Annotated in this window: 19 protein-coding genes; 1 reads left to right on the top strand and 18 read right to left on the bottom strand. The window is 40.7% G+C overall.

The window, feature by feature from the left end; genetic code table 11:
- Nucleotides 1-129 precede the first annotated feature (129 nt).
- From fliR to fliF, 13 genes are all read right to left on the bottom strand, one after another.
- Entirely contained in the window at nucleotides 130-915 is a 786-nt protein-coding gene (fliR, locus tag Xenpb_RS11035; RefSeq protein ID WP_187654369.1) for a flagellar biosynthetic protein FliR, read from the bottom strand.
- A 2-nt stretch (nucleotides 916-917) separates the two neighbouring features.
- Nucleotides 918-1,187 (bottom strand): flagellar biosynthesis protein FliQ, encoded by a 270-nt coding sequence (gene fliQ, locus Xenpb_RS11040; protein WP_187654370.1) that lies wholly within the window; start codon nucleotides 1,185-1,187, stop codon nucleotides 918-920.
- A gap of 45 nt (nucleotides 1,188-1,232) precedes the next feature.
- Nucleotides 1,233-1,973 (bottom strand): flagellar type III secretion system pore protein FliP, encoded by a 741-nt coding sequence (gene fliP / locus Xenpb_RS11045; protein ID WP_187654407.1) that lies wholly within the window; start codon nucleotides 1,971-1,973, stop codon nucleotides 1,233-1,235.
- Between the two features lie 43 nt (nucleotides 1,974-2,016).
- Complete coding sequence (fliO, locus tag Xenpb_RS11050) at nucleotides 2,017-2,514, bottom strand: flagellar biosynthetic protein FliO (protein ID WP_187654371.1); 498 nt, start codon at nucleotides 2,512-2,514, stop codon at nucleotides 2,017-2,019.
- 2 nt (nucleotides 2,515-2,516) lie between these two features.
- Nucleotides 2,517-2,924: a flagellar motor switch protein FliN gene (gene fliN, locus Xenpb_RS11055; RefSeq protein WP_047963292.1), complete on the bottom strand. Its 408-nt coding sequence runs from the start codon at nucleotides 2,922-2,924 to the stop codon at nucleotides 2,517-2,519.
- Nucleotides 2,917-3,924: a flagellar motor switch protein FliM gene (gene fliM / locus Xenpb_RS11060; protein WP_099114442.1), complete on the bottom strand. Its 1,008-nt coding sequence runs from the start codon at nucleotides 3,922-3,924 to the stop codon at nucleotides 2,917-2,919. The genes fliN and fliM overlap by 8 nt, the downstream gene beginning before the upstream one ends.
- A gap of 5 nt (nucleotides 3,925-3,929) precedes the next feature.
- Complete coding sequence (fliL, locus tag Xenpb_RS11065; RefSeq protein WP_187654372.1) at nucleotides 3,930-4,406, bottom strand: flagellar basal body-associated protein FliL; 477 nt, start codon at nucleotides 4,404-4,406, stop codon at nucleotides 3,930-3,932.
- A gap of 205 nt (nucleotides 4,407-4,611) precedes the next feature.
- Nucleotides 4,612-6,057 (bottom strand): flagellar hook-length control protein FliK, encoded by a 1,446-nt coding sequence (locus Xenpb_RS11070; protein WP_187654373.1) that lies wholly within the window; start codon nucleotides 6,055-6,057, stop codon nucleotides 4,612-4,614.
- The gene (fliJ, locus tag Xenpb_RS11075) at nucleotides 6,054-6,500 is read right to left on the bottom strand and encodes a flagellar export protein FliJ (RefSeq protein WP_187654374.1); all 447 of its coding nucleotides are present in this window, start codon (nucleotides 6,498-6,500) and stop codon (nucleotides 6,054-6,056) included. Before fliJ ends, Xenpb_RS11070 begins: the two co-directional genes overlap by 4 nt.
- Before the next feature lie 168 nt (nucleotides 6,501-6,668).
- On the bottom strand, nucleotides 6,669-8,033 hold the full coding sequence (gene fliI / locus Xenpb_RS11080) for a flagellar protein export ATPase FliI (protein WP_187654375.1): 1,365 nt from the start codon (nucleotides 8,031-8,033) through the stop codon (nucleotides 6,669-6,671).
- The gene (fliH, locus tag Xenpb_RS11085; protein WP_187654376.1) at nucleotides 8,033-8,737 is read right to left on the bottom strand and encodes a flagellar assembly protein FliH; all 705 of its coding nucleotides are present in this window, start codon (nucleotides 8,735-8,737) and stop codon (nucleotides 8,033-8,035) included. Before fliH ends, fliI begins: the two co-directional genes overlap by 1 nt.
- Nucleotides 8,730-9,722, bottom strand: a complete 993-nt coding sequence (fliG, locus tag Xenpb_RS11090; RefSeq protein ID WP_187654377.1) for a flagellar motor switch protein FliG — start codon at nucleotides 9,720-9,722, stop codon at nucleotides 8,730-8,732. The genes fliH and fliG overlap by 8 nt, the downstream gene beginning before the upstream one ends.
- Nucleotides 9,719-11,437, bottom strand: coding sequence for a flagellar basal-body MS-ring/collar protein FliF (gene fliF / locus Xenpb_RS11095; RefSeq protein ID WP_187654378.1), 1,719 nt, complete (start codon nucleotides 11,435-11,437; stop codon nucleotides 9,719-9,721). The genes fliG and fliF overlap by 4 nt, the downstream gene beginning before the upstream one ends.
- Nucleotides 11,438-11,720: 283 nt before the next feature.
- Here fliF and fliE point away from each other — a divergent pair, with 283 nt between their 5' ends.
- Nucleotides 11,721-12,032 (top strand): flagellar hook-basal body complex protein FliE, encoded by a 312-nt coding sequence (fliE, locus tag Xenpb_RS11100; protein ID WP_187654379.1) that lies wholly within the window; start codon nucleotides 11,721-11,723, stop codon nucleotides 12,030-12,032.
- 333 nt (nucleotides 12,033-12,365) lie between these two features.
- On the opposite strand, the gene Xenpb_RS11105 is transcribed toward fliE, so the two are convergent.
- The 5 genes from Xenpb_RS11105 to Xenpb_RS11125 form a co-directional block, all read right to left on the bottom strand.
- Nucleotides 12,366-14,003 carry a hypothetical protein gene (locus Xenpb_RS11105; protein WP_187654380.1) on the bottom strand — a complete coding sequence of 546 codons (1,638 nt, stop codon included), beginning with the start codon at nucleotides 14,001-14,003 and terminating at the stop codon, nucleotides 12,366-12,368.
- A gap of 55 nt (nucleotides 14,004-14,058) precedes the next feature.
- The gene (locus Xenpb_RS11110; protein WP_187654381.1) at nucleotides 14,059-15,315 is read right to left on the bottom strand and encodes a hypothetical protein; all 1,257 of its coding nucleotides are present in this window, start codon (nucleotides 15,313-15,315) and stop codon (nucleotides 14,059-14,061) included.
- A gap of 79 nt (nucleotides 15,316-15,394) precedes the next feature.
- Nucleotides 15,395-17,110, bottom strand: a complete 1,716-nt coding sequence (locus Xenpb_RS11115; protein WP_187654382.1) for a hypothetical protein — start codon at nucleotides 17,108-17,110, stop codon at nucleotides 15,395-15,397.
- 139 nt (nucleotides 17,111-17,249) lie between these two features.
- Nucleotides 17,250-18,983, bottom strand: coding sequence for a hypothetical protein (locus Xenpb_RS11120; RefSeq protein WP_187654383.1), 1,734 nt, complete (start codon nucleotides 18,981-18,983; stop codon nucleotides 17,250-17,252).
- Between the two features lie 1,004 nt (nucleotides 18,984-19,987).
- The gene (locus tag Xenpb_RS11125; protein ID WP_187654384.1) at nucleotides 19,988-24,556 is read right to left on the bottom strand and encodes an inverse autotransporter beta domain-containing protein; all 4,569 of its coding nucleotides are present in this window, start codon (nucleotides 24,554-24,556) and stop codon (nucleotides 19,988-19,990) included.
- Nucleotides 24,557-24,815: the final 259 nt, after the last annotated feature.

Below are 24,815 nucleotides of genomic sequence, written 5' to 3' on the forward strand. Positions count from 1 at the left end.
TTCAAAATTAAATTAACTGAAATAAATACCGTATGTCGATATTTTTTGTTATCGGGAAGTTAATCGTCACTGCGGGTGCTATGGTGCATGGATGAAGAAAATATCAGGGCAAGGTGATTAAGTTGCTGTTTATTGGGAGATCAACTCGTAAATAATCACCGCTAAACGGTCGAACATTTCTCCGAATAGCCGCTCTGTAAATGGCACCAGCATTGGGAACAACAGGGAAAGAGTGAAAATACCCACTGTCAGAGTCAGAGGAAAGCCGACCACAAATACAGAAAGTTGGGGTGTCATGCGGTTCAACATGCCCAACGAAAGGTTCAAAACCAAGAGCAGCGTAATCATTGGCATTGCAAGCATCATGCCATTAACAAAGATCAGGCTGGCACTTTGAGCCAATAACAGAAAACCTTTTGGATTCAATTGAGTTGATTGAATGGGAATGGAATAAAACGTATCTGCCAGAATAGACAGCAACCATAAATGCCCGTCAAACGCCAGGAACAGCAACATCATCAGCATGTTCAGAATCCGGGCTAAAATAGGCATATTCGGGCCACCGGTAGGATCAAAGAATGTGGCGAATGAAAGCCCCATTTGTAAACCAAGTACTTCACCGGCATGTCGTACCACCGCAAAAGCAACCTGAATGGTTAATCCCAAAGCCATACCGATCAATATTTGTTGTATCAGAACCCAAATGCCGGAGACGGAAAAAACAGGAATTTGGGAAGAAGGGAGACCCGGAACCAATAAAGCGGTGATAGCTAACGCCAAGCCTATTCTGACTTTTATCGGCATCTGTTTTTCACTGAAAATTGGCGCTATGCTAAACAGCGCCAATAGACGTACCAATGGCCAGAAAAAATCACTGACAAGGCGGGAGAGCGTTTCGCTATCGAACGGGATCATGGTTAACCGATCATAGCCGGAATGCTGCTAAACAATGTACGCATATAGTCCAGAAGCAAGTTCAGCATCCATGGCCCCGCGACAACGATAGTAACGACAACGGCCAGAATTTTCGGAATAAACGATAAAGTCATCTCGTTTACCTGAGTTGCCGCTTGCAATAAGCTGATGATCAAGCCACAAATCAAAGCAGACAAAAGAAGTGGGGCAGCTAATGCCAACGCTACTTTCATTGCCTCAACGCCAAGGCCCATTACCGATTCTGGAGTCATAATTTTCTTAAACCGCTTTTTTAATCTTTTTCCAATAGATCCACGCTAGACGTAAAAACTTTGCGCCAGTGAGCCAAGCAACAATTGCCAGCCATCCACCAAGACAAACAGCATCAGCTTAAACGGCAATGATATGGTGGCAGGCGGAACCATCATCATCCCTAACGCCATCAGAACACTGGCAACGACCAGATCGATGATCAGGAACGGAATGAAGAGGGTAAAGCCAATCTGGAATGCTGTTTTTAATTCGCTGGTAATAAATGCGGGAATAAGCACACGCATTGGGACAGCATCCGCAGTTTCAAATGCTTCCTGGTTTGCAAGGCGGGCAAACAGAGCCAAATCGTTTTCTCGCGTCTGGCGCAACATAAATTGGCGCAGAGGCTTCGAACCATTATCCAGCGCGGCTTCCAGTGTGATCTTATCTTCACTGTAGGGCAGGTAAGCGTCTTGGTAAACCTTATCAAATACCGGTGCCATGATGAAAAAAGTCATAAACAGTGCGAGGCCCAGCATCACTTGGTTAGGGGGCGCGGACGGTGTGCCCAGTGCGTTACGCAGTAAGCCCAGGACAATAATAATGCGGGTAAAACTGGTCATCATCAGCAAAGCCGCAGGAATAAATCCCAAAGCCGTGATGAAAATTAGGGTTTGAACTGGCAGTGACCAGCTTTGTCCGCCGTTGGGTAAAGGCTGGCTGATGATGCCGGGCAACTCGGCAGCGGCGTTCATGGGGAACAGTGGCAGTAAGAGTGCCATAAACAGAGTTGCCAAACGCATCATATTAAGCTGTGAGACAAATTTTTTGCCAGTCATAAAGAAAACTCTATTTTTCATCATCGTCCTTGTCGTTCTTGCTTTTTCGCTGGAGCGTATTTTTCAACATCTGGCCGAATGGCAGTGACGTGAGTGCGGCATCCTTTTCCGCGTGATCAGGCGGCGCAGGCATTTGATGCAGCATATTGATTTGCTGGGATGTCACACCCAGTACCAGCCAGTTGTCTTCGACTTCCACCACAACGACCCGCTCTTTCGGTCCGAGAGAACAGCTTGCCTTAACATTCAGCAATCGATGATTTTTGTTTTTGCCGGGGGCAAGACCTAAACGGCGAACGAGCCATGTCATGAAGAAAATCAGCAATAAAATCCCCCCCAGTGCACTACTGATTTGCATCAGTGTCTGGCCGGCCGGGAGAGGTTCGTTACTGCCTGTCGTGTTAGCTGTTGTACTGGCTGTCGTGTTAACTGTTGTGCTAACGGGTACGGCATCTGATGCCGTACCACGTTGAAAAGAAACATTAAGGGAAGGCTGGTTCGCCATCATAGTTAACGACTCAAACGACGCATACGCTCAGAAGGAGTGATGATATCCGTGATACGGATACCGTATTTATCGGATACGACAACCACTTCTCCCTGTGCAATCAAATAGCCATTGATCAGAATATCCAGTGGCTCGCCCGCCAGACCATCAAGAGGGACGACTGAACCTTGTGACAGTTTCAGCAGTTGTTTGATAGTCATCTTGGTACGTCCTAGCTCAACAGAGAGCTTAACGGGAATATCCATGATCAGATCAATATCGGAGAGCTGGGCAAGTGCATCCTGCGGTTCCAGGTTCTCAAAAATTGACGCGCCGCCGTCAGAGGTTTGCTGTGCGGCCTGTTGTTCCAGCGCTTCTGCCCACATATCGTCGGTCGATCCGTTATCTGCGGGTTGTTTAGCATCACTCATTGGGCTTTTCCTCATCCAGAGCAGTTAAAACAGGGTTAATCAGGTGTTCAACACGCAGGGCATACTGCCCGTTTAGTGTTCCATATTGACTGGTGAGCACAGGCACACCATCAACGTGAACGATTAGGCGTTCAGGTTTTTCAATCGGCAAAACATCGCCGCTTTTCAGTTCGAGTATCCTTGACAGCCGCAGTGGGATATCAACAAAGTTTGCAACCAGTTCTAGTTCTGAATGCTGAACTTGTTTCACCAGACTTTCACGCCATAATCCCTCTTCCTGACGGACATTTTCCACAGGTGGATTGGTCAAGCGTTCGCGCAGGGGTTCGATCATGGCGAATGGAATACAGATGTTGAATTCGCCGGTCAATGCACCGATCTCCACCTGGAACGGTGTGGTAACCACGATATCGTTCGGTGAGGTGGTGATATTGGTGAATTTTATCTGCGTTTCGGAACGCACATATTCCACTTCAAGTTTAAAGATAGAATCCCAGGCGTCACGATAGGCATCCAGTGCCAGTTTCAGCATTCGGTTGATGATCCGCTGTTCGGTATAGGTAAATTCACGGCCTTCCACTTTGGTTGGAAAACGACCATCACCCCCGAAGAGGTTATCAACAGCGATATAAACTAAGCTTGGCTCGAAAGCGAATAGTGCGGTTCCTCTTAATGGTTTCAGGTGAACCAGATTGAGGTTGGTTGGCACGGCCAGATTGCGGGCAAATTCGTGATAAGGCTGAACTTTGATGGCACCGACCGTAATATCCGGGCTGCGGCGCAGCATGTTAAACAGCCCCATCCTGAATTGGCGGGCAAAACGTTCATTGATGATTTCCAGTGACTGCAAACGTTCGCGTACAACACGGCGTTGTGTATTGGGATCGTAAGGACGAACCTCATTTTCTCCAGACGCAGTTTGTTCTACGTCATCAGCAGAGGCACTGTCACCATTGAGCAGAGCATCGATCTCTGCCTGTGAAAGAATATTGTCACTCATTGTGATTATCGCAGAATAAACGTGGTAAACAACACATCGGTGATTTCCTGATTAGGCTCACCGGGTATTAGTGTCGGGTTTAATGTCTGTTTGATTTCTGCCACCAAATGCATTTTGCCGTCATCTTTTGCCAGTTCGGTGGCGTTCTGGCGAGATAATAACAGCAACATACGGCTACGAACTTCTGGCAGATAATCATGAAATCGCTGACGGATTTTTTCGTCAGACAGGCGCAATGTCACGCCAACATACAGGACGCGGTCGAAATGATCTTCGTCATCGATCAAATTGACGGTAAAAGGCTCCAAGTTCATAAATACAGGGGCATTGATGACTTTGGTTTTTTCTGAGCTGTTATTGGCTGACTGGCTCATTGTCCACCAGCTATACCCTCCGATGGCGGCACCAAGAACAGCGATCAGTATTAGCAGTATCATCCAAATTGGATTTGTGCGTTTATGCTCGTAGCTATAATCAGACATGGACAGACAAATTCCTGTTTTTCGTTGCGGATAAGTCGCCGCGCATTCCGTGGCGGATCTCCTTACCCATCAAAATCGATATCAATTATCCCGCGTCTTTGTTCCGGCAATAGCGGGAACAAACGGAAAAAAAACCATTAACTCACACGTTTGTTATCGACCCTTTTTCATTTTATTACAGTGCATCCTGAAATTAGGTGAATAATCAGGCAAAAGTATCAACACCTCCCCGGGTTGAGGCGAGTTGCTGAGGTGTCAGCCTGATGGCTGAATCATGAGCGGAGGTGACTCCGGTTGAGGCCACTAAACCATGACTTTGAGTATTGGTATGGGAGTTGGAATGATCACTATTCTGGCTATTAGCCTGGTTACTGGCGTGATGTTCTTGTTGCCAGTTTCCTTGGGCATCACTACTGACACTGCTTTGAGCCAATTGAATGCCACTTTCTGCCAGTGAGTGGCGAAGTCCCGGCAAAGCAGCTTCCAGAGCAGCACGAACATTCTGATGAGCAGAAACAAAATGCAATTGTGCCTGATTATCTTCAACACTCATGCGGACATGCAGTGCACCCAGTTCTTGAGGATGTAAACGAAGCTCAGCCTGTTGCAATCCATTACGGTTAAAGAACAACACGTGCTGATTGAGCTGTTGTTGCCATTCTTCGCTGCCAAGATGGGCACTTAATAAAGGTGCAGTTGCGCTATTCAACTGAAATTGGCCCGTTGCTTGTTGCCCGCCTGAAAGCAGGGGAGACGCTGCTAATACCGCAGGTGAGTCGATGGGAGCGGTTTCTATTGTAGCTGCCGTCAACGCAGGAGCGCCCTGAATTGCCATTTGAAGCAGATTCAGTTCATTGCCACTGTTTTTTGAAGAAACATTGTTTGAAGAAACGTTGTTTGACGAAATATTTTTTGACGAAACATTTTTGGGGAGAGTATTGTCATACCCTGCCTTATTAGTGGCAGTCAGTTTTACTTGATCGGCGACTGGTGTGAGCACAGGACGAGTGTCGGCAGAATTCTCTGTTTTGTTACTGAGTGCAATATCTTGTGCATCTTGTGCAGCAGAAAATGGGATGCCTTTGTCTGGTGCTTTCTCTTTAGATTGTTCAGAGAGAGATTGTTCAGAAAGATCTGTACCCGCAACTTTGGTATCTTTGCCCAGTAACATCTGAATAGTACTGTTTTCATCATCCAGCAAGCTATTTCCCATTAAGCCATCTGTACTTTCTTGAAAAGCCGCAGAATGTGCAGAAGGAGTGACCAGCCCGGCAATCTGGATCGGAATAACAGCACTTAACGCTTCGGCTGACAAAAGATCTTCATCTTTCAATACGGCAAATTCGGCACGGTTTTCTTGCAAGGCAACTTCCGCCTGCAACTTATCCGTGACCGCCGCATTATCAGATGCAGGCTGCAATGGCGACCATTCTTCTCCCTGCGCTGTTTTGTCGGCAGCAGATTTTCCCTCTTTCAGACTATTTTTATCCGCCTGAGCAGTGTGCTTCCGCATAGAGGCTGTTTCTGCATTGAGAAGTTGCCCAAATTGAGAGGAAGGGTTACCGTTTGCGGGTTCATTTAAAGTCGGCTGACTTTTTTCCGGGCCTTTATTCGTGAGTTTTAAATCAGTAGGCAAAAGAGTGAGATTCATTGTTTCATTCTCCGTTGTGCACCACGTTGTGCGTACTCGTCCATTTGTTTTTGCTCCATGCGGTTCTGGTGTAACTTCAAATTATGCTCTGCCCGCTGTTGCAGTGTGTCGAAGGCGTTCAGACGCTGCTGTTTTTCCTGCCATTGTGACATGGCTTGCTCAAGTCGTTTTTTCCACTGATTGAGCTGTAATCTGTGCTGTTCAATTGCCATTTCCAGCGTTTTCATAAACTGCTGATAATTTTGCCAGGTTGAGCAGGACATGCCACTACTGAGAGTGTCGTTCAAACGGGTACGATATTCATCCTGATAACTCATTAACGCCGCGAGTTGTTGCTCCATTTGTTGGTGACTTTGCCTGATTTGTGCAAGTTGTGATGCGGCTTTTTCCGCCGCAGCTTGGGCAAGTTCGCGCAAAGTCACGAGAGGGGAGTGTTGTTGCATGTATTTCCTCGTTTAAATCACCAAACAGACATAAGCGTTACTGAAGTACATCAATAGCAAAGTTATATCGGCACCGTACCGACAAACGTTATACTCGTTGGCAAAAAACTCCTCGGCGACATTCTCATAGGCAATACTCCCATAGGTAATATTCCCATAGGTAAAATGTTATGTTGGCAATAGCTGTTGAAGCTGAGTACAGGCTGCATCGTACTCACTGCGTTCTTCAATGCCCTGTTGCAGGAACTGAGCCATGTGAGGATAAAGCTCAATCGCTCTGTCCAGTAAGGGATCACTGCCCGCAGCATAGGCGCCAACGTTGATCAAATCACGGTTGCGCTGGTAGCCGGAAAGCAACTGTTTGAAATGTTGCACACGTCGATAATGGGTATTGTCGATCAGGGCAGTCATAGCACGGCTGATGGAAGCCTCAATATCAATGGCAGGGTAGTGACCAGACTCTGCCAGTGAACGCGATAGCACGATATGACCATCTAAGATAGCGCGAGCCGCATCGGCAATCGGGTCTTGTTGATCATCACCTTCTGTCAGTACGGTATAAAATGCAGTAATTGAGCCGCCGTCGCTGACGCCATTGCCGGCCCTTTCCACCAGTGCGGGTAATTTAGCAAATACAGAAGGAGGATAACCTTTGGTGGCCGGAGGTTCGCCGATAGCCAGTGCAATTTCGCGTTGTGCCATGCTGTAGCGGGTCAGAGAATCCATAATCAGCAGAACATGTTTACCGCGATCGCGGAAATCTTCTGCGATACGGGTCGCATAAGAGGCTCCCTGCATGCGCAACAATGGCGAAACATCAGCAGGAGCGGCGACAACAACAGAGCGTGACAACCCTTCCACACCTAAGATATTTTCAATAAAATCTTTAACTTCCCGACCACGCTCACCAATCAGTCCCACTACGATCACATCAGCCTGGGTATAACGTGCCATCATGCCGAGCAGCACACTCTTACCAACACCTGAGCCGGCGAATAGGCCCATACGCTGCCCACGCCCGACTGTCAGCAGGGCGTTAATGGCACGAACGCCAACATCCAGTACATTACTGATGGGCGTTCGTTGCAGGGGGTTGAGTGGAGTGGTTGTCAGGGGAGCACGATAGCCTGTATCAGGTGCGGGTAAGCCATCAAGGGGGCGCCCGGCACCATCCAGAACCCGGCCAAGTAATTCAGGCCCCAGAGGCAGGCGGCGTCCGCCTCCTGCATCTTCACCATAAGAACGGGCATAGACGCGGGCACCCGGCACAATGCCTTCCAGTTCTTCCAATGGCATCAACAACAACTTTTCGCCATTGAAGCCAACAACTTCACTTTCAACCTCTTCAATGGTGTTGCCATTCTGACGCTCGATCAGACAAGTCGCACCGAGAGGCATGTGCAAGCCAGTAGCTTCCAGCACTAAACCTGTCGCGCGGGTCAGGCGTCCGTAACGGCGTACTTTCGGGGTTTTTTCCAGACGCTTTTCAAATGAATCCAATGTGGTCAGCCAGCGCCCAAGTCTTGCCGTCATCACAATTCTCCCGGTGCTGCCAGACGGCACATTTCGTGCCAGCGGGTTGCTAAACTGGCGTCCATATCTCCTTCATCCGCACTGACTTTACAGCCGCCCGGATGCAGTTTGTTATCTGCAACGAGACGCCAGCCATGTAGTGCCAAAACTTCCCCTAGTTGTTGTTCAACCAGAGGAATATTTTGTGGATGGACACGCAACTGTGGTTTTCCACTGAACATAGGCTCCTGTTGGATAAACTCACGGATCTGATTCAGTAGGGCAGTGCCATCACAAACAGCGGGCTGCCCTAAAATATGGTGAGCAGCCGTTAGTGAAAGTTGCATTAAACGCGAAGCAATAACCGTATCCAGACCATCCAATGAATGGCTAAAATCTGTCAGCAATGCTTGCCATTGTTCGATAACCACTTGCTGTTGTTGCCTGGATTCCTGCAAGCCTTGTTCCAGTCCGGCCTTTCGGCCTTCCTGGAGTCCTTGTTCATAACCCTGAGTCTGGCCTTCTGCAATGCCCTGCATATGACCTGCCTGACGAGCCTGTTCTTTCAGCTCGTCCAGCATTCTTATTTGTTCCAGCAGCCGTTCCTGTTCGTTTGGCTCCTCTGCCTCGTCCACCGGTTCCAGTTTTGTCCGCAGAGTATCCCACAGGTTCAATTCGTTTGGCTGCCACGGCTGCCAGCTTCCATTATTTGGTTTATCAGACATAGGTATCGTCACCACCATTCAGGATCATTTCGCCGCTTTCTGCCAGACGACGCACCACAAGCAGGATGGATTTCTGTTCTGCTTCCACTTGGGACATACGAACCGGGCCACGGTTTGCCAAATCATCACGCATGATTTCAGCAGCACGCTGCGACATATTGTTGAGGAAGTGATCGCGCAATGCCTGATCGCAACCTTTCAATGCCACAAGCAGGGAATCGGCCGGAATTTCCTGCAACAGGCGCTGGATACTGCGATCGTCCACGCCGATAAGGTTTTCGAACAGGAACATTTCATCAATGATTTTCTGTGCCAGTTCGTTATCGTAAGTGCGGACTGCATCAATGACACCTTCTTCCTGCTGGCTTTTCATCAGATTGATGATTTCTGCCGCAGTACGAATACCACCCATTTTGCTGCGTTTCAGGTTCTGGCCATCCAGCAGGTTATTCAATACTTCGGTCAATTCTGCCAGTGCGGATGGCTGTACGCCGCCAAAGGTCGCGATACGAAGCATGACATCATTGCGCAGGCGATCATCAAACAGAGCGAGAATATCGGCTGCCTGACCACGATTCAGATGAACCAAAATAGTGGCAATGATCTGCGGATGCTCGTCGCGGATCATATCGGCCGCCATTTGCGGTTCCATAAAGTTGAGGGTTTCGATGCCTGTCGTGGTATCACGGGATTCAAGGATATCCTCAAGCAGACTGGAAGCACGTTCTTCACCCAATGCTTTGATCAGTACGCTGCGCAAATAATCGTTGGCGTTAATGCTGAGGGCAGTGAACTGCCCCGCATCTTCCTCAAACTCCGCCAGCACTTCAACCAGTTGCTGGTTGGAGACTTGCTTCATCCCCGCCATGGCAATACTCAGTTGTTGTACCTCCCGGGAATTCAGGTGCTTGAACACCTCGGCCGCCTGATCTTCTCCCAGGGTCATTAACATGACGGCACTTCTTTCTGTTCCGGTCAGGCTCATTGTTCGTTACTCATCCATTGACGGATCACCAGCGCGACGACGCGAGGATCTTTTTCTGCAAGTTCACGGATACGCTGACTTTGAAGCTCTGCATTAACGCGTTGGCGAGCCAGCTTACGGCGCATTTTTTCATCCATTTCAGCATTGGTTTCTGGTTGCTGTTTCAGCGGTTTTTTCTTCGCTTCCAGTGCGGCTTTTTCTGCGGCACGTTTTTTGGCGATTTGTGGCACGATCATCTTACGCCACAATAACCAGGCAACCAGAACCAACAGTAACCAACGACCTGCTTCCAACAGTTTTTCCAGCAGGGCAGGGTGCTGCCAGAATGGCAGAGTTTCTATCACTTCGGATGTATCATTGAACTGTGTGTTGAGTACGTTCAGGCTATCGCCACGTTCAGCAGAGAACCCCATGGCTTCACGGGTTAGTGCTTCTATCTGCGATAACTGTTCTGGTGTCAGCGCTTTTGTTTCAGGGCCATTTTCTCCCTGAACGGTGGCATAGTTGATCACAACGGCAACCGAAAGACGTTCCACTGCGCCCGCTTGTAATTGAACGTGGCGAATGGTGCGATCCACTTCATAGTTGGTGGTTTCGTCATGACGGTTATTGCGGTTGTTACTTATCACACGCTCATAGCTATTATTTCTGTTATTGCTATTGGCACTATTGTTGCGGTTCTGGTCAGATTTTTCCTCACCATTGCCTTTGGCATTCGGTTTTTCAATCGGGGCATTCGGCGCAGCATTTGGCTGATTCGACAATGCTCCCGGCACTCCGCCTACCAATGGCCCGCCACTCTGCTCGCTGACACTGGTTTGTTTGGAGCGGATGGCCGCCTGATTTGGTGGCTGATTAGGTTTATACTCTTCCGCCGTTTCTTCACGGTGAGAGAAATCAATTTGTGCTGTGACCTGAGCATGCACATTACCGCGACCTACGACAGGGGCCAGAATAGTCTCAATGCGGTGCTGAAAACGGCTTTCTACTTCCTGCGTATATTTCAACTGAGTAGTGTTCAAATCACGGCCAGTGGCATCGGCTTGTGTCAACAGGCGACCAGATTGATCCACAATCGTCACATTGCCAGCCGGCAAACCGGCAACACTGCTTGAAACCATATGCACAATGGCATTGATTTGCCCTTCATCCAGAACACGGCCTTGCAGTAATCCGACTGTTACGGAGGCTGACGGCGATTTTTGTTCACGAACGAACAGCGAAGGTTTTGGCAGGGCCAAATGGACACGAGCGCTCTGGACTGGGCCGAGGGATTCAACAGTGCGGGCCAGCTCACCTTCCAATGCGCGTTGATAATTGACCTGCTCACTGAACTGGCTGATACCGAATTTCTCTTTATCCAAGAGCTCGAAACCTGCCGCGCCCCCTTTAGGTAGCCCTTGTTGTGCCAGTTTCAGGCGCGTCTCATGCACCTTATCGGCAGGTATCATAAGCGCAGAGCCATTTTCGGCAAAACGATAAGGGACGTTCATTTGGGTTAATTGCGTAACGATTTCCCCGCCATCCTTATCACTCAGGTTGCTGTAAAGCACGCGATAATCGGGGCTTCGCAACCAGAGGAACAGGGCGACGACAATAGCGATGGCAGCAGAGCCAGCAACTAATAACGGAACTTTTGGATCAGCTTTTATCCTGCTGATAATAGCGTTAAAACCTTTATTTTGGTTTTCAACGTCGGTTGTTGCTGCACTCATAGACGATCCTTGCCTTGCTGGTCAACATGAATACTAAAAGCGTGGCGTAACAAAACAGACTCCCCATACGCAAGCGAAAAGATTCTTCCTATTATTAATCCCATCATTATTCGCTGTTCACACCTCTTTTAATGGCACAATAAGCTTTGAATTTTTACTTTAATTACCCGCTTTAGTTTGGAAGGGCTATGTTACGGTGGCAGCGTGGAAAACTGCCAACCAGCCCACGGCTAATATGGCACTTAATCACGTAATCAATAGGGTGATTTAACGCGAGGTTTTTATGTCAATTCAGGCAATTGAAGGTGTACTGCAACAGATGAAGGCTCAGGCATTACAAGCAGCAAACATTGCCAAGCCCATGCCAGTACAAGGCAGTTTCGCCAGCCAACTGACTGCCGCTGTAGGAAAAATAAACCAAACCCGCCTGAGTGCATCCAAGCAGGCACAAGATTTCACACTGGGCGTTCCGGGTGTGGAACTTAATGATGTGATGGTCAATATCCAGAAGGCAGGTATTTCGTTGCAAATGGGTATTCAGGTAAGAAATAAGTTGGTTAGTGCGTATCATGAGATCATGAATATGCAGGTGTGATAAGTTTATTATTCCATAAATTGATGTCACAACTTTTATCTTCAAGTCTTAATAAGTATGAAAAGAACAAACTAGAAAATAATGTAGGATTAAAAGATATAATTGAAAAATTAGACTTGATTTCCGAAAAAAAACCAACAAAGTAAGAAACCTCAATAAAATAAAAACCCCATTCTGGGGTTTTTATTTTAAATGGTTTTTCAAGTTGCAGATCAGTTGATTATACTCACTTTTTCAATCAAATAGTTGACTATGTTCGGTAGTGAGTTCCCTTATCGTCGCGCTGCATCTTGAAATCCATTGGATATATGATACAACCTAGTGTAGTTTTGGTTATAAGTCAGATGTCATAATTTCATTTTTCCAATAGTGACTATATTTTTTCTCCTGATTAACTGGATCAATTGTATAATATTCAAAATAGATCATCCCCGCACCACCTTCTACATAGCCTCTGACATCATTAAGTTCTGGTGAGTCAATTTTAATAATCATAGCTGCCAATTTTCCTTGTGGATGATCTGGAGCATGAGGTGCAATAGCTTTAAATATTCTATTGAAATTCTGGTTTCTTGAACTAACATACATTCTTAAATATATTTCTTTCCCCCAAAGTGGGTAAGATTGATCATTTTCATCGTTAGTACACATAATTTTTGCACACAACTGATATCCGCTTACAGGAGAGTTAGATACATCATGTGGAGTAATGTCCTCATCGTTTTCTTTCTCTTCATCATCAGAGTGTTCAAGGTTAGGATCACTTTTCAGATCGACAAAACTTGAGAAAATCGTGGGCATGTTCCATGTTCTTTCGACATGATTATTAGGTTCAGTTAGCTCATTCCCTATATACTTAACATCTTGAACTTCTGAATATAGCGCGTTACCAAAATCTGGTGCTATTATATAATAAAGCATAGAATCTTTTTGATGTGGGAAAATATCTCTTCTCATCAAAAATGGATAATCATAACTATCTGGATCGTCCGAGTTGGCAACATCAGAAATTTTTTTGACTGGGAGTATTAATCCTTCCGGATCAAGAGAACCATCTTTCTTATTTTTATTGAAAAATAAAATGTTATCCGTCATTGATGCGTTAGGGTAAGAACGTATTTGAGCACTAAAAAGGCTACGTCCATTACCGTCTAGTACATTTCCAGATAATTCATCTATGTTTGGAGGATCAAATAAATTATCTCTACTCGGTGGAGAAACAGCAATCATAAATATAGTACCAGAAGAATACTCAGCTACTCCTTCTACTTTGCTTATTAAATCTATGGCAACAGGTGTATCCATCATTGGGTAAACACGAAATTTAATTTTTCCTTCATCATTATCACTATTGATAGTTATTTCAATTTTATCACCATTGGTATTTGGCTTCAGGATTTGAGGTTTTTGATCTGCTTCGTCAGGATCAGTTGTAATTATGATATTTTTTTCTATATCCTCTGCATTCTTAGAGTAAATTTGGACAGGCGTATTCTTAAGTAATTGGCCACTGGTATCAAATAATGTAGTAGAATATTGGATATAGTGTTCAACATTATTATCTATATTATTGCTATTATTTGGTGTGACGCAGACGCTTTTATTTTTATTTAATTGAATTGAACTTTTGACCAAATCTCTGGCATAGTATTTTATTACTCTTTCAATACCTGTGAGCATAAAACTTATTTCATCGCCTGATTTTAAAGAATCCACGCCTTTAACAGTACATAAGATCCTCATGTTATATGATTTATTATCCTGTTGAGGATTAATTGAGTTAATTATTTCTACATGTTCAAAACCTTTGGTATCCTTTATTTCTACATTAAATGACTCAGGAATAGGAATTTGAGGTGTCAATTTTATGTCAAGATAAAACTTATGACCAATAATAATATCTGCACCATTTTTAACTGATAAATGTAAATCATCGTCTGTAAAAATTATATTATCATTATTTTCTAACATATCTTACCTCTTCTAAAAATTATTATTCATATAACCTTTATAAAAGAAAATTAAGTTACCATATACCAGACCAAGTTCTGCCATCAGAGCAAGCATCTCCTGCAGGTTCTCCGCCCGGTCTTATTGTATAAACGTTAGCTTGCCAAATATTGCCATAAGAAATGTTTCCATAATAATTAACTTCATAGTCAAGATAAATAACTCCATTTTCTATATGACCAACATAATTAAAAGGAATGCCAAACAGTAATGTTGCTGTATTACCATGATCTGGTTGAGTTGGCATTAACTTTAATTTAGACTGATAAACAGTATTTGGATAGTTACTAACATATAAATTTAAAGTAATCTCAGCGCCAAATGGAACTTTTGTTTTATCATTATAATCATTTGTTCCTATTATTTTAACGAATAATCCTTCATGATGTGGATTATTGCATCTATGGCTTACATCTTTTTCATGAATTGAGTCACTGATGATATTTCTATCATCATTATAGCCAACACTATTGTAAACTATGCAACTATCGTAGATTCTGTTTAAATTATCAATAGGTTGGTTATAGCCACCACCGGGATAGGTTATATTTTGTGGATATGCAGCACGAGCTGATCCAAATTTATCCACAATGGTATAAGAAAAATGAGAGATTTCATTTTCCTTAAGTATATTGTAAAGGAATATCATATGGCCATTTTTAAATTCATTAAGTTCTTCAACAAAAAAGAATTTATTTACATATTTATTATTAATAAAAAATAATATTGTGTCATATTGTTTAGCATTAGGATAGTCTGGAATTGGAACAGTGAAGAAATTTGAACTAGGATCAACCCATAAATTTCCATTATCTTCAGTTATACTAAGTGGAGGAAGTGTTAAGTCTTTTCTATTATTGTCTATGATGTAAACTTTATTTTTTGAAGATACGCGATCTGTTACACCCATCACCATAGAATCAACCTGAAATATTAGCTCTGTTGATTTTTTTGGGAAAATATAAAAAACTAATTTTCCATTTGCATCGGAAGTAATGGAAAAAAATTTCAGATTAGATGAGGTGTTTTTAGTTGTGACAAGTGTTGTTTTATTGGAATGATAAATACTCATCTGATTAAAATAACTATATTCTTTTTCAAAAATATCAACGGAGATGCCGGGTAAAGGCATTCCTTCTTCATCTCTGACCAGTGCAATTGCCTTAATACAATCACCATTAGGTGGATAACTATCATAGTCCAATACTTGAAAAAAATCCGTTTCAAAGTAAATTGATATAGATTTTTCATCGATTGAAAAATTAGTTTTCATTTTTCTTCCTTTTGATAAATTAATTTTCTATTTTTTATGGCCATAATAAATAAACTTTTATTTAACAATAAAGCTATTTTCAGTGGCTTGGTAAAGAATCACATCCATCGTTATCATCACTAGCTTGGTTTGGTAATACAGTATTAATTCGGGTACTCCATTTTTTGCTATACGTTTTGGATCCGTCACTGTTTTCAATATAATAATCGAAAGAAATTGTTCCTAATCCGTTAGAGAATGAAGGTCCAGCTCGGTTAATATCACAGTACGGGATGGAAACTGTAAAATGATCAGTTTTTCTTCCTGAATCATTGGCCGGTGGCAACGAGAATTTGTAACTATTATGAGTGTTTCTAGATGTGGTGGTTTTTATATACACATTTAAATATCCTGTACTACCAAGTGGTGGTAAACTCTTATTATTTTGCTCACTGGTTCCCGTAATCACTACATATAATCCTGCGATATCTTTAGCGCTTTGAGCTGGTTTTCTTTTTTGATTTATCATGCTTAGAATGATGCCATGCCACTCATAAGTTTCATTTTCATCACTGTATACATTAATGGGAGGTGTTGCATGGCTGGTGTATACTTTAACTTTATTGTAAATTCTATCGTTAGATGAATTATTTTGTTCACCAATATATGTAAACATCCTTGTCATAGAATAACTGTATTCTTGACTTTGAGGAGCAACCAAATAATAAAGCTTCATAGGCTTATTAAGTGGTAGTTGTTCATATGTAAAATAAAGAGGAGTTTCTTCTATGTTTTCTATATCTTCAAGATGATATATAGGATTGAGTTGAATCGGATTATCGTTTTGCTCAAATCCTTGCATAAAAAATATTAAAGAATCTGTATTATTATATCCCGGATAAGAAGCTACATGTACTTCCATCCCTTTTTTTCCTGATGTTTTTTCAATTTTCCCATCCTGCATCCCAGATATTTTTGGTGCATTAGGGCCAAACAATGAATTACGTGTAGCATTAAAAATATATGCAGATGCTGCATAATTAGTTGGAGTTAAATTCAATATTTGCGTATCAAAATCAACTCTGACAGAGATATTCTTTATCGGATAAACGCGAAAACTTATATTTCCATTTAAGTCACTGTTAACAGTAAAAAAATCAAAGCTACTTTGGCTATGTGTAATAATTCTTTGGGAAATTTCACCTTTATTTGGTTCTGTTCCTATATGTACAAGTTCTTCACCTTGACCATGAGGAAAAATTTTACCTGGCAGTTCAGATGATATAAGAATTTGTGTGTTTTTTAGCGGGGATCCATTATAATCAAGTACTTTTCCATAGTATGTAATATATGAATTCCCAGTACCGACTGGATTATCTTCTGTAGGTGGCTCAATATATTCATTATTATTAGTGGTGCTCAATGAAATGAAGCTTTCTGGTTTTACTTTCTTAGTTGTATAACTTATATTTAATGACTTTATTTCATGAGTGTAATTAGAATCTGATATTGCATGAACTGTATAATTAATTGATGTTTCTGGTAACAGACTATCACTTATTTTTAAGTAAAATACAGCACTACCAGTATTCTTGTTTTCTGATATCTTCCAATCATGCAGCTCTTGCACAATAATATGTTCTTTATTTGATTCTATTGATATATTATTAATGCTAGAAATCAAATTTGGATCTGCAGCTAGCGATACTGTCAAATAACAAGTTTGACCAATAATAACATCAGCTCTATCAGGTATTGATACACAGAGTTCCCCATATGAGCATAAACTATTTATCATCTCTATATTGTTTTTCATAGTTATTGATTCCCATTAATTATTTTTTAATAAACCAATATCTACATTATCTATTTATATAGATAATGTAGATTAATATCAATTGATATGATTGTTCATATTTAAAAAATTATTATTTAATATTGTGTTTTATATAAAGTTAATGTTTATTTTTTGGGCAGCCATCCTCATCTATATTAAAAGCAGTATTTGCTGTGCCTATTGTGGCTTTCCATTCTTTACTGTTTTTAGTAACTCCAGCATACGTAATTGAATAAGTAAAAGAGAGCTTTGCTTGAATACCATCGTCCCATGAGTCAGCTCGGGTTAAATCACAATATGGAATTTGTGCTACATGGTAGTATTTTTGTTTATCGGACAATACAACTGATGGGTAAGATTTATTCTCCTGCCTTGTAGCAGAATCTATGTTAATTGTTAAAATACATGTAGAATTAAGCGGAGGAAGCCCATTAACTTCATCCTGAGAATTTTTTGCTATCCTTATGACTACATATAAACCAGTAGGAGCCTGTTGTGTTATGGTAATGTTTTTTGTATATTGATTGATCGTATCTAATGTGACAAGACGATTATCATACATACGATCGTTATTTGAATTATTGGGATCAAAGTTAGGATGGTTTGGTGAATAACTAGAATATACTTCAACTCTTGTATAAAGTCCGTTATCATTTTTGTTACTGCCATCTGATAGATCACCGACATATGTGAAATCTGATTTCATGGAATAGAGAGAGTCCTGGTTAACAGGGGCAATTAAGTAATAAAGGGCCATGATTTTATTAAGGGGCAGTTGGTCATATGAAAAATCAAAAGGATAACCATTTAGATTATCTATACTATCGATATTATAAATAGGTGTGAGTTGAATTGGTTTATCGTTATTTTCATATCCTTTCATAAAGAAAATGAATGCATCTGTATTCTTAAATCCATCATATGGAGAAATTCCAACCTTCATCCCTTTAGAGCCTGGCATTTTTTGAAGTTTCCCACTTTGTTCTATGTTATATATATTTGGTGATGATGGACCAAATGGGTCATCACTATTGTTATCGTCACTAAAAATATATGCAGATCCAGCGTAGTTAAAAGATGTTACACCCAATATTCCAGTTTTGAAATCAATCCTAGCAGATATATCCTTTTTAGGATATACACGAAACTTTATATAACCATATGGGTTACTACTAATAATAAAATAGTCTAATCCATCTCGTCTAGCGGTTTTGATCGGTGAAGAAGAGGTATCTTCTGTTCCTATATTAACAAGAGTATTATCTGGATTATCAGAATATATCTGATCTGGTAATGAAGATGAAACTAGGATTTGAACATTTTTAAGAATCTTTCCTTTATTATCTGTAATTAAACTAGAATATGGAATAAAAACACTTCCTTTCCCTACTTGATTTTCCGTTGTCGGAGGTTGGATGTATTCATTATCTGTATGTAACACAAATTGAGTATGTTGAGAAATTTCCTTCACACTATATGTGATGCTTTCAGGTGTATAATCTGCTACTGGTACTGTTCCACTTTTGTCAGACCAAAGATGAATACTAAAAGTAACATCCTGATTTTTAATTGCTATATTATCAGAAACAATTAAATGTATTTTTGTAATTGCGTAATCAAGTCCTACGAAATATTCACTATCTGTTTTCCATGTGAAATACTGAGCTACATTACTACTAAAAGCTATTGTTACTTTTTTAATATTGTCCAAATTCCCTGTTGCTGATGTTTTTTTCACAATGATGTCGATGTAGCTAACTTGTCCAGAAATAATATCAGACCGATCGGGTATTGATAGGGTGGCAGAATAAGCATTTTGGGTGGGTGTAATTAAGTCGTTTTCAATTTTCATTTCAAATCCTCATTAATTAATTATATTTCCATAAATAACTTTTTCATAATCTTATGATATCCATCAAAAAATATCATATTTATTGAAGATGTGGATTTTGTTTAAGGATAAAAGGCACCATGAATAACTTAAATAATTATGAGAAATTTAGATAATGAAAAATAATTATCACCTGATAACATAAATATATTTACTTAAGTGATATTTACATTAATGTCGTTAATTTTATTTATTGTTTCTGAGCTTGTGGCTTAAAAAATATATACATAACTGTTTGTTTTATCGATATAATATAAATGTTTAAGTTAATTTAAATATCAATTAAATTGATTATTTCTATTGCGAAGTTATTGCCATAAATTAGAAGATGGCAAAAGCTATGGTGAAAATATTGGAGATTATCTCCGTTATTGCTGTTTTGCTTGTGTTGCAAAGTCTTTCACTTGGTGTATACCTATGGCTTGCAAAGTTGGGGTCAAAGAATAGATCGCTGATATGGTAATGAATAATTCGTGAATTTGCTGTATTACACATATGTTAAAGATTGTCACAGATACCGTAATGTGAACAAAAGTGGCAAAATCGTCCTCTGGATGAATTTTATCCTATTGTTTACCTTGACGGCATCGCCGTTAAACGGAAGAAGCGGCTTAGCAGGTGCTGGAAGCGTCCAGTCGTGTCTGGGACAACCGGTTACCCCATGCCATTAAAAACGTAAGGAATTCCCGTCAGATGACTCAGTGAAGAAAGTGGAGGTGGCTGGCCATTCAGACAGCGTTGAAGAAATGGACAATGTCGTTACAGAGCTGGTGAATAGCAATGAGTCGTTTTATTATCAAGTTTGGTGACCGTCTGGACAGTCACCTCTTACAGAATCTTTTTTGGAGTTATTAGAAAAATCTATCCGTTTTCTCAAAAAACACACATTACTTTGCATTGATCAGGTTATCTTCGAAACTATATCGTTTTAATGCTAATTTTTAGATCTTGAATCTCACTTCAATTTAATGAGAAAAATAGCTTAAAACACAAAGCATATAGCCATTAAAAGTATCACCATGTGTTGTCACTGTGCCTGTTTGGGTGTCATAGGCAAATTTACCCCTATTGTTCAGATATGATGCAATGATTCTTGTAGTTTGTGGCGGATTTGGTGAAAGCAAATCAAAAAGTCCCCAGGAGTAACTATCTGGAAATTCGCTTTTTAAGGAGTAGATGCTATTTCCGCTTATACCTACATCAAGTTCATCAGCATCTCGCAAACCCGTTAAGCCAGTTTGCTCACAGCCCATTGATCCGTTCGGATTGTCTGGATATACAACTCCTTGTATTGCTTTAATGCTGAATGAGTTTTTAACCCAAAAAGAATATTCATAAGTATATTTAGCTTGATTGGTTCTTTGAATCGTTATTGACGTATTATTAGCAGTTTGACTAACATTGTTAAGAGCTATCTCTCCTGTAGTTAGATCTACATAGGGAGCATTAGTACTACCACCAAAACCTTTTGTATCAATAATTTTTCCTCCTTCATCCAAAATGTTTTTCTTTATTTTTAAGTCATACAATTTTGCGTACATATTTACAACCTGAAACATGTTATTAGGCCTATTTTGGTCTTCGAATATTTTACTTTTTCTAATGGTTTTACCATCAGATTCTTTGATATAGACAAAAACCCCTGACTTTTGTGGTACTATATCAAAAGCAACTTGTTTTGAGGTTTCTCTGGAATCAGTTTTTCCGTTTCCTGCTTGTACAGTCAATCTTACTGTCAGGCCGTTAGTTATCTGACCATTTTTAAAATCACCAATACCGACCTGACTGCTTAGCTTAGCAGTAATGAAACCATTTTTTACCGTATTGTCACTTGTTATTATCCATTCAGGTTTACCATTATAATCTTCGGCAATTTGGACTGTGTCCCATATAGCATTTACCTCATAGCCATCGTCTAACTCGGTATCAGAACCATCTGCTTTAACAACTTTCGCAGTATAGGTATAATACTCAGAACCGTCTCCTTTCTTTATAAGCTTGCTAGGGTCAAAATCAACATTAATATTGTCTATCTTTAAATCCTCCACCGGTTTTACAAAACTCACAGGGTCTGCACATTGTTCCGTTGAAGGGATTTCAGTGGAGTTTTTGCCAACAACTGCCAGACAAACCACGACATCTGTCATTACAGGATTTAACTGACTGCTCATCAGGTTAACTTTCAATGTTCCATCAGATTCAGTAGTTACTTCCCCTGTCTCTGACAGCCAGGTATTTTGCGGTGCGTTACCGTTTGCAAGAGGTTTCAACCGCCATTTAAATTTAATGTCTTTCTCTGTATAAGGAATTTTACCATCAGCACTGTACACCTGTGCAGTATAGTGATAAGCATTATTAGGATGTTTATCTGCATCCGCAGTCACATTTCCACTGGCTGGAGTAAACGTTGGCTTCATAATTGTTGGCCATGCGAATACCACATCAGCCTCTTTTGTTTCTATACCATCCACAGAAGCTACTACCGTAACGTTCTGAACCTGAGTACTTGTCAATGTCGTGGTCGCTTTACCGTCAGTACCGATCGTGCTGGTTACTGGGTTGAATGTTAAACCTTGCTGGCTGGTGTCTTTTATAGACCAGTTAACTTTCTGGTTAGACTCAGCTTTACCTGTGTCATCTGTGACCTTGACTGTTAGGGTATAGGTTTTATTTACCAATATAGGTGTTGCTGGTGAAACTTCTATTTGCGACATTCTTTCAGGTTTGAAAGATACTGCATATTTTTGCTCTATCCAAACGGGAGCACGGCTTTCAATAGAGAGTGAAACCAAAACATCACTAACCTCCTTTTTACTGGTCAAATGTGCTGTTAATTTCCCATCGCTACTACCTGTAGTTTCGTTTTCCGCCGTTAAAGTGAGTTCTTTAACATTCCCTTTGTTTGTGCTCCATTTCACATTGGATATTTTTGTATTATCTAATTTATTCCCATTGCCATCTGTAATAACGGCTGTATAGGTATATTTTTGTATGCCATCGGCAGTTAAGGGGCCTTTTTGATCGACATGGATGTCTTTAACTTGGTAATTTTTGGGATCTGCATTAAAGGAAACGAGTTGTTTAGCATGAACCGGGCTGTGGTTTTCTATGGAAAGAGAAACTTGTAGGTTATCAAGAGCCTCTTTACTGGCTAAGGTTGCCGTTAATTCTCCACCTCCACCTGTTATATCACCCTTAGGATTTAAAATAAGCTGTTTATTATCAGTCTCATCTTGACCATTCCGCGTAATACCCCATTTCACATTGGATATTTTCGTGTTATCTAATTTATTCCCATTGCCATCTGTAATAACGGCTGTATAGGTATATTTTTGTATGCCGTCGGCAGTTAAGGGGCCTTTTTGATCGACATGGATGTCTTTAACTTGGTAATTTTGGGGATCTGCATTAAAGGAAACGAGTTGTTTAGCATGAACCGGGCTGTGGTTTTCTATGGAAAGAGAAACTTGTAGGTTATCAAGAGCCTCTTTACTGGCTAAAGTTGCCGTTAATTCTCCACCTCCACCTGTTATATCACCTTGAGGATTTAAAATAAGCTGTTTATTATCAGTCTCATCTTGGCCATTCCGCGTAATATTCCATTTCATATTGGTAATTTTTTTGTTTTGTGCTGGTTTATTGCCATCCAAGACAATTGCAGTGTAAGTATAAATTTGAATTCCATCGGCTACGAGTGACGGTACCGCCGGTAACACCTCAACTTTGTCTACTTTAAGATTGGCAGGATTCTCATAAAAATCGATCTCTCCCACTAATTGCTGAGGTTGATCGTCCAGTTGTAAGTAAACTTTGACACCTTTATGTGGCTGAGAACTAACTAAGACAGGTTTGTGCTTGAAATACCCGTTTTCATCAAGTGCAACAGTATCTGAATTTTCCCAATCAATAAATTGTAATCCAGATTCTGGGCTTATTTTGGGATCGGTTATCCACTGAACATGGTTAATGGTGGTGTTTTTTATCGGTGTATTGTTGACTGTATCAAAGGTAATTACAGGGTTAAAAGTATATCCATCTTCTTTCTTACCTGTTGCAGGTAATGGCCCCGTTGGTGTGAAATTAGCCTCTTTCTGTTTTTTCAACATAAAAGGTCTGACAATTACACTTATCTCAACCGGCGCTAATTTTTGATCATCCTCCAGCTCAGCATGAGCATAAATTGAATAATTATTGTTTTGGTTATCACCAGATAAATATTTCGGTAGGGTTATTTTTATTGTGTTACCTGTGTCAGAAGATAATTTTCCGTCATTGTTTTCAAAATTTTTGTCCGTTGTCCAATGAATCTGTTTGACTGATGTATTAGAAGATAAATTTGCTGTGATTTCATGCTGTCCTTGGCTATATCCTATGATTGTTTTGGGTAATGATAGTTGTGCGATTGGGTTTTTTTGGTGTTCAAGGACAATATTGTTATTTCTTTCTACTAAGTCATAACGGCTCCCCGCCAATGTCCGCATAGATGCTACATTTTCTGGCGATAATTGCACACTAAGAGGAACACCCAATTTATAATTTAAATTTGCTAAAAATTGTGTTTCAGTATAGCTTCTTTCACCTTGTTTATAATCAACACCTATTGTGAATAACGGAATAGGGGTATAAGTCAAGCCTAATTTTGCCAGACTGGGGTTTTTCTGTTTAGTATCACGATTGAATAAAGTAACGTTATCACCAAAATATTTCTCGTATGTTAGCTTCGCGCCTAAGCTGGGGTAAGCAGGCAGAAAAAATTCACCATTAATGTCATAACCGTTGGCAGGGCGTTCTTGATAGCCTTTAAAGTTCTGTGATTTCTGCCAATCACTTAAGCGCCAATAGGCATTAGCGGATAGTTTAATATAGTCACCCCAAATTTCTCCACCTAGTCCCAAGCGTTGGTTTTTACCCGTAAGGTCATGGTCATAAAACGTATTTAGGCCATACATCCAGTTTTGGTAAAAATAGCGCCCTCCTAAACCTACATTAATAGTATTTCGGCTGTCCTTGTTGCGATAACCGAATTGAGAAAAAAGCAACCAATCAGTTTTATTGTCATAAAACGGCAGTAATAGATCTAATGAATTATTTTCCAACGTTCCTTTTTTATCCAGTCCAAAGTTAATTCTGACAGTGCCAAACTGTGATAACCATTTTTGCGCCTCGGAGGAAACTGCACTGTTAAATTTACCTAATGTATATGACTTGGCTTGTTCAGCTAACTCTGATGGAGAAGATGATAGGATATTGCTTACTGTTTGGATATTACTGGCGATTACATTCCCTGTATCAGAGGTTGAGATGTTATTGTCTTTTTTTTTAAATTTATCCTCTTTATTGGTATTTGAAACCAAAAATTTTTTATCTAACTCGTTAACTTGAAAATCTATATTTTCTTTCTTACTTATTTCTTGGGTGGGAGGATTATTTGTCGTTATATTCCCTCCAGCAAAGGCCTGTATCATTGTTGACAGCATCAACAATGTATAAAAAATAGAAAAAAAAGTAATGTTTTTATTAACATATGCTAACATATACAAACACCTCGGCGGTATTGATAATTAACAGAAGCCTCTGATTGCCTTCCCATTGTTAAGTGATTCTAATTTATTCCTGTTATGATACTAGTTATAGTTAGATATTTTAATTTTGCGTTATTTAAAATAGTTATCACTTGATAACTATTTTAAATAACGCTATTTCCTCTAGAGTATTTCCATAGGAAGGAGGGAAATTGAAAATAAAAATGGATAACCACGTCCATTGAACGTGGTTATAATTTATAAGATGAGC

This window comes from Xenorhabdus sp. PB62.4, from assembly GCF_014467285.1.
GTDB lineage: Bacteria > Pseudomonadota > Gammaproteobacteria > Enterobacterales > Enterobacteriaceae > Xenorhabdus.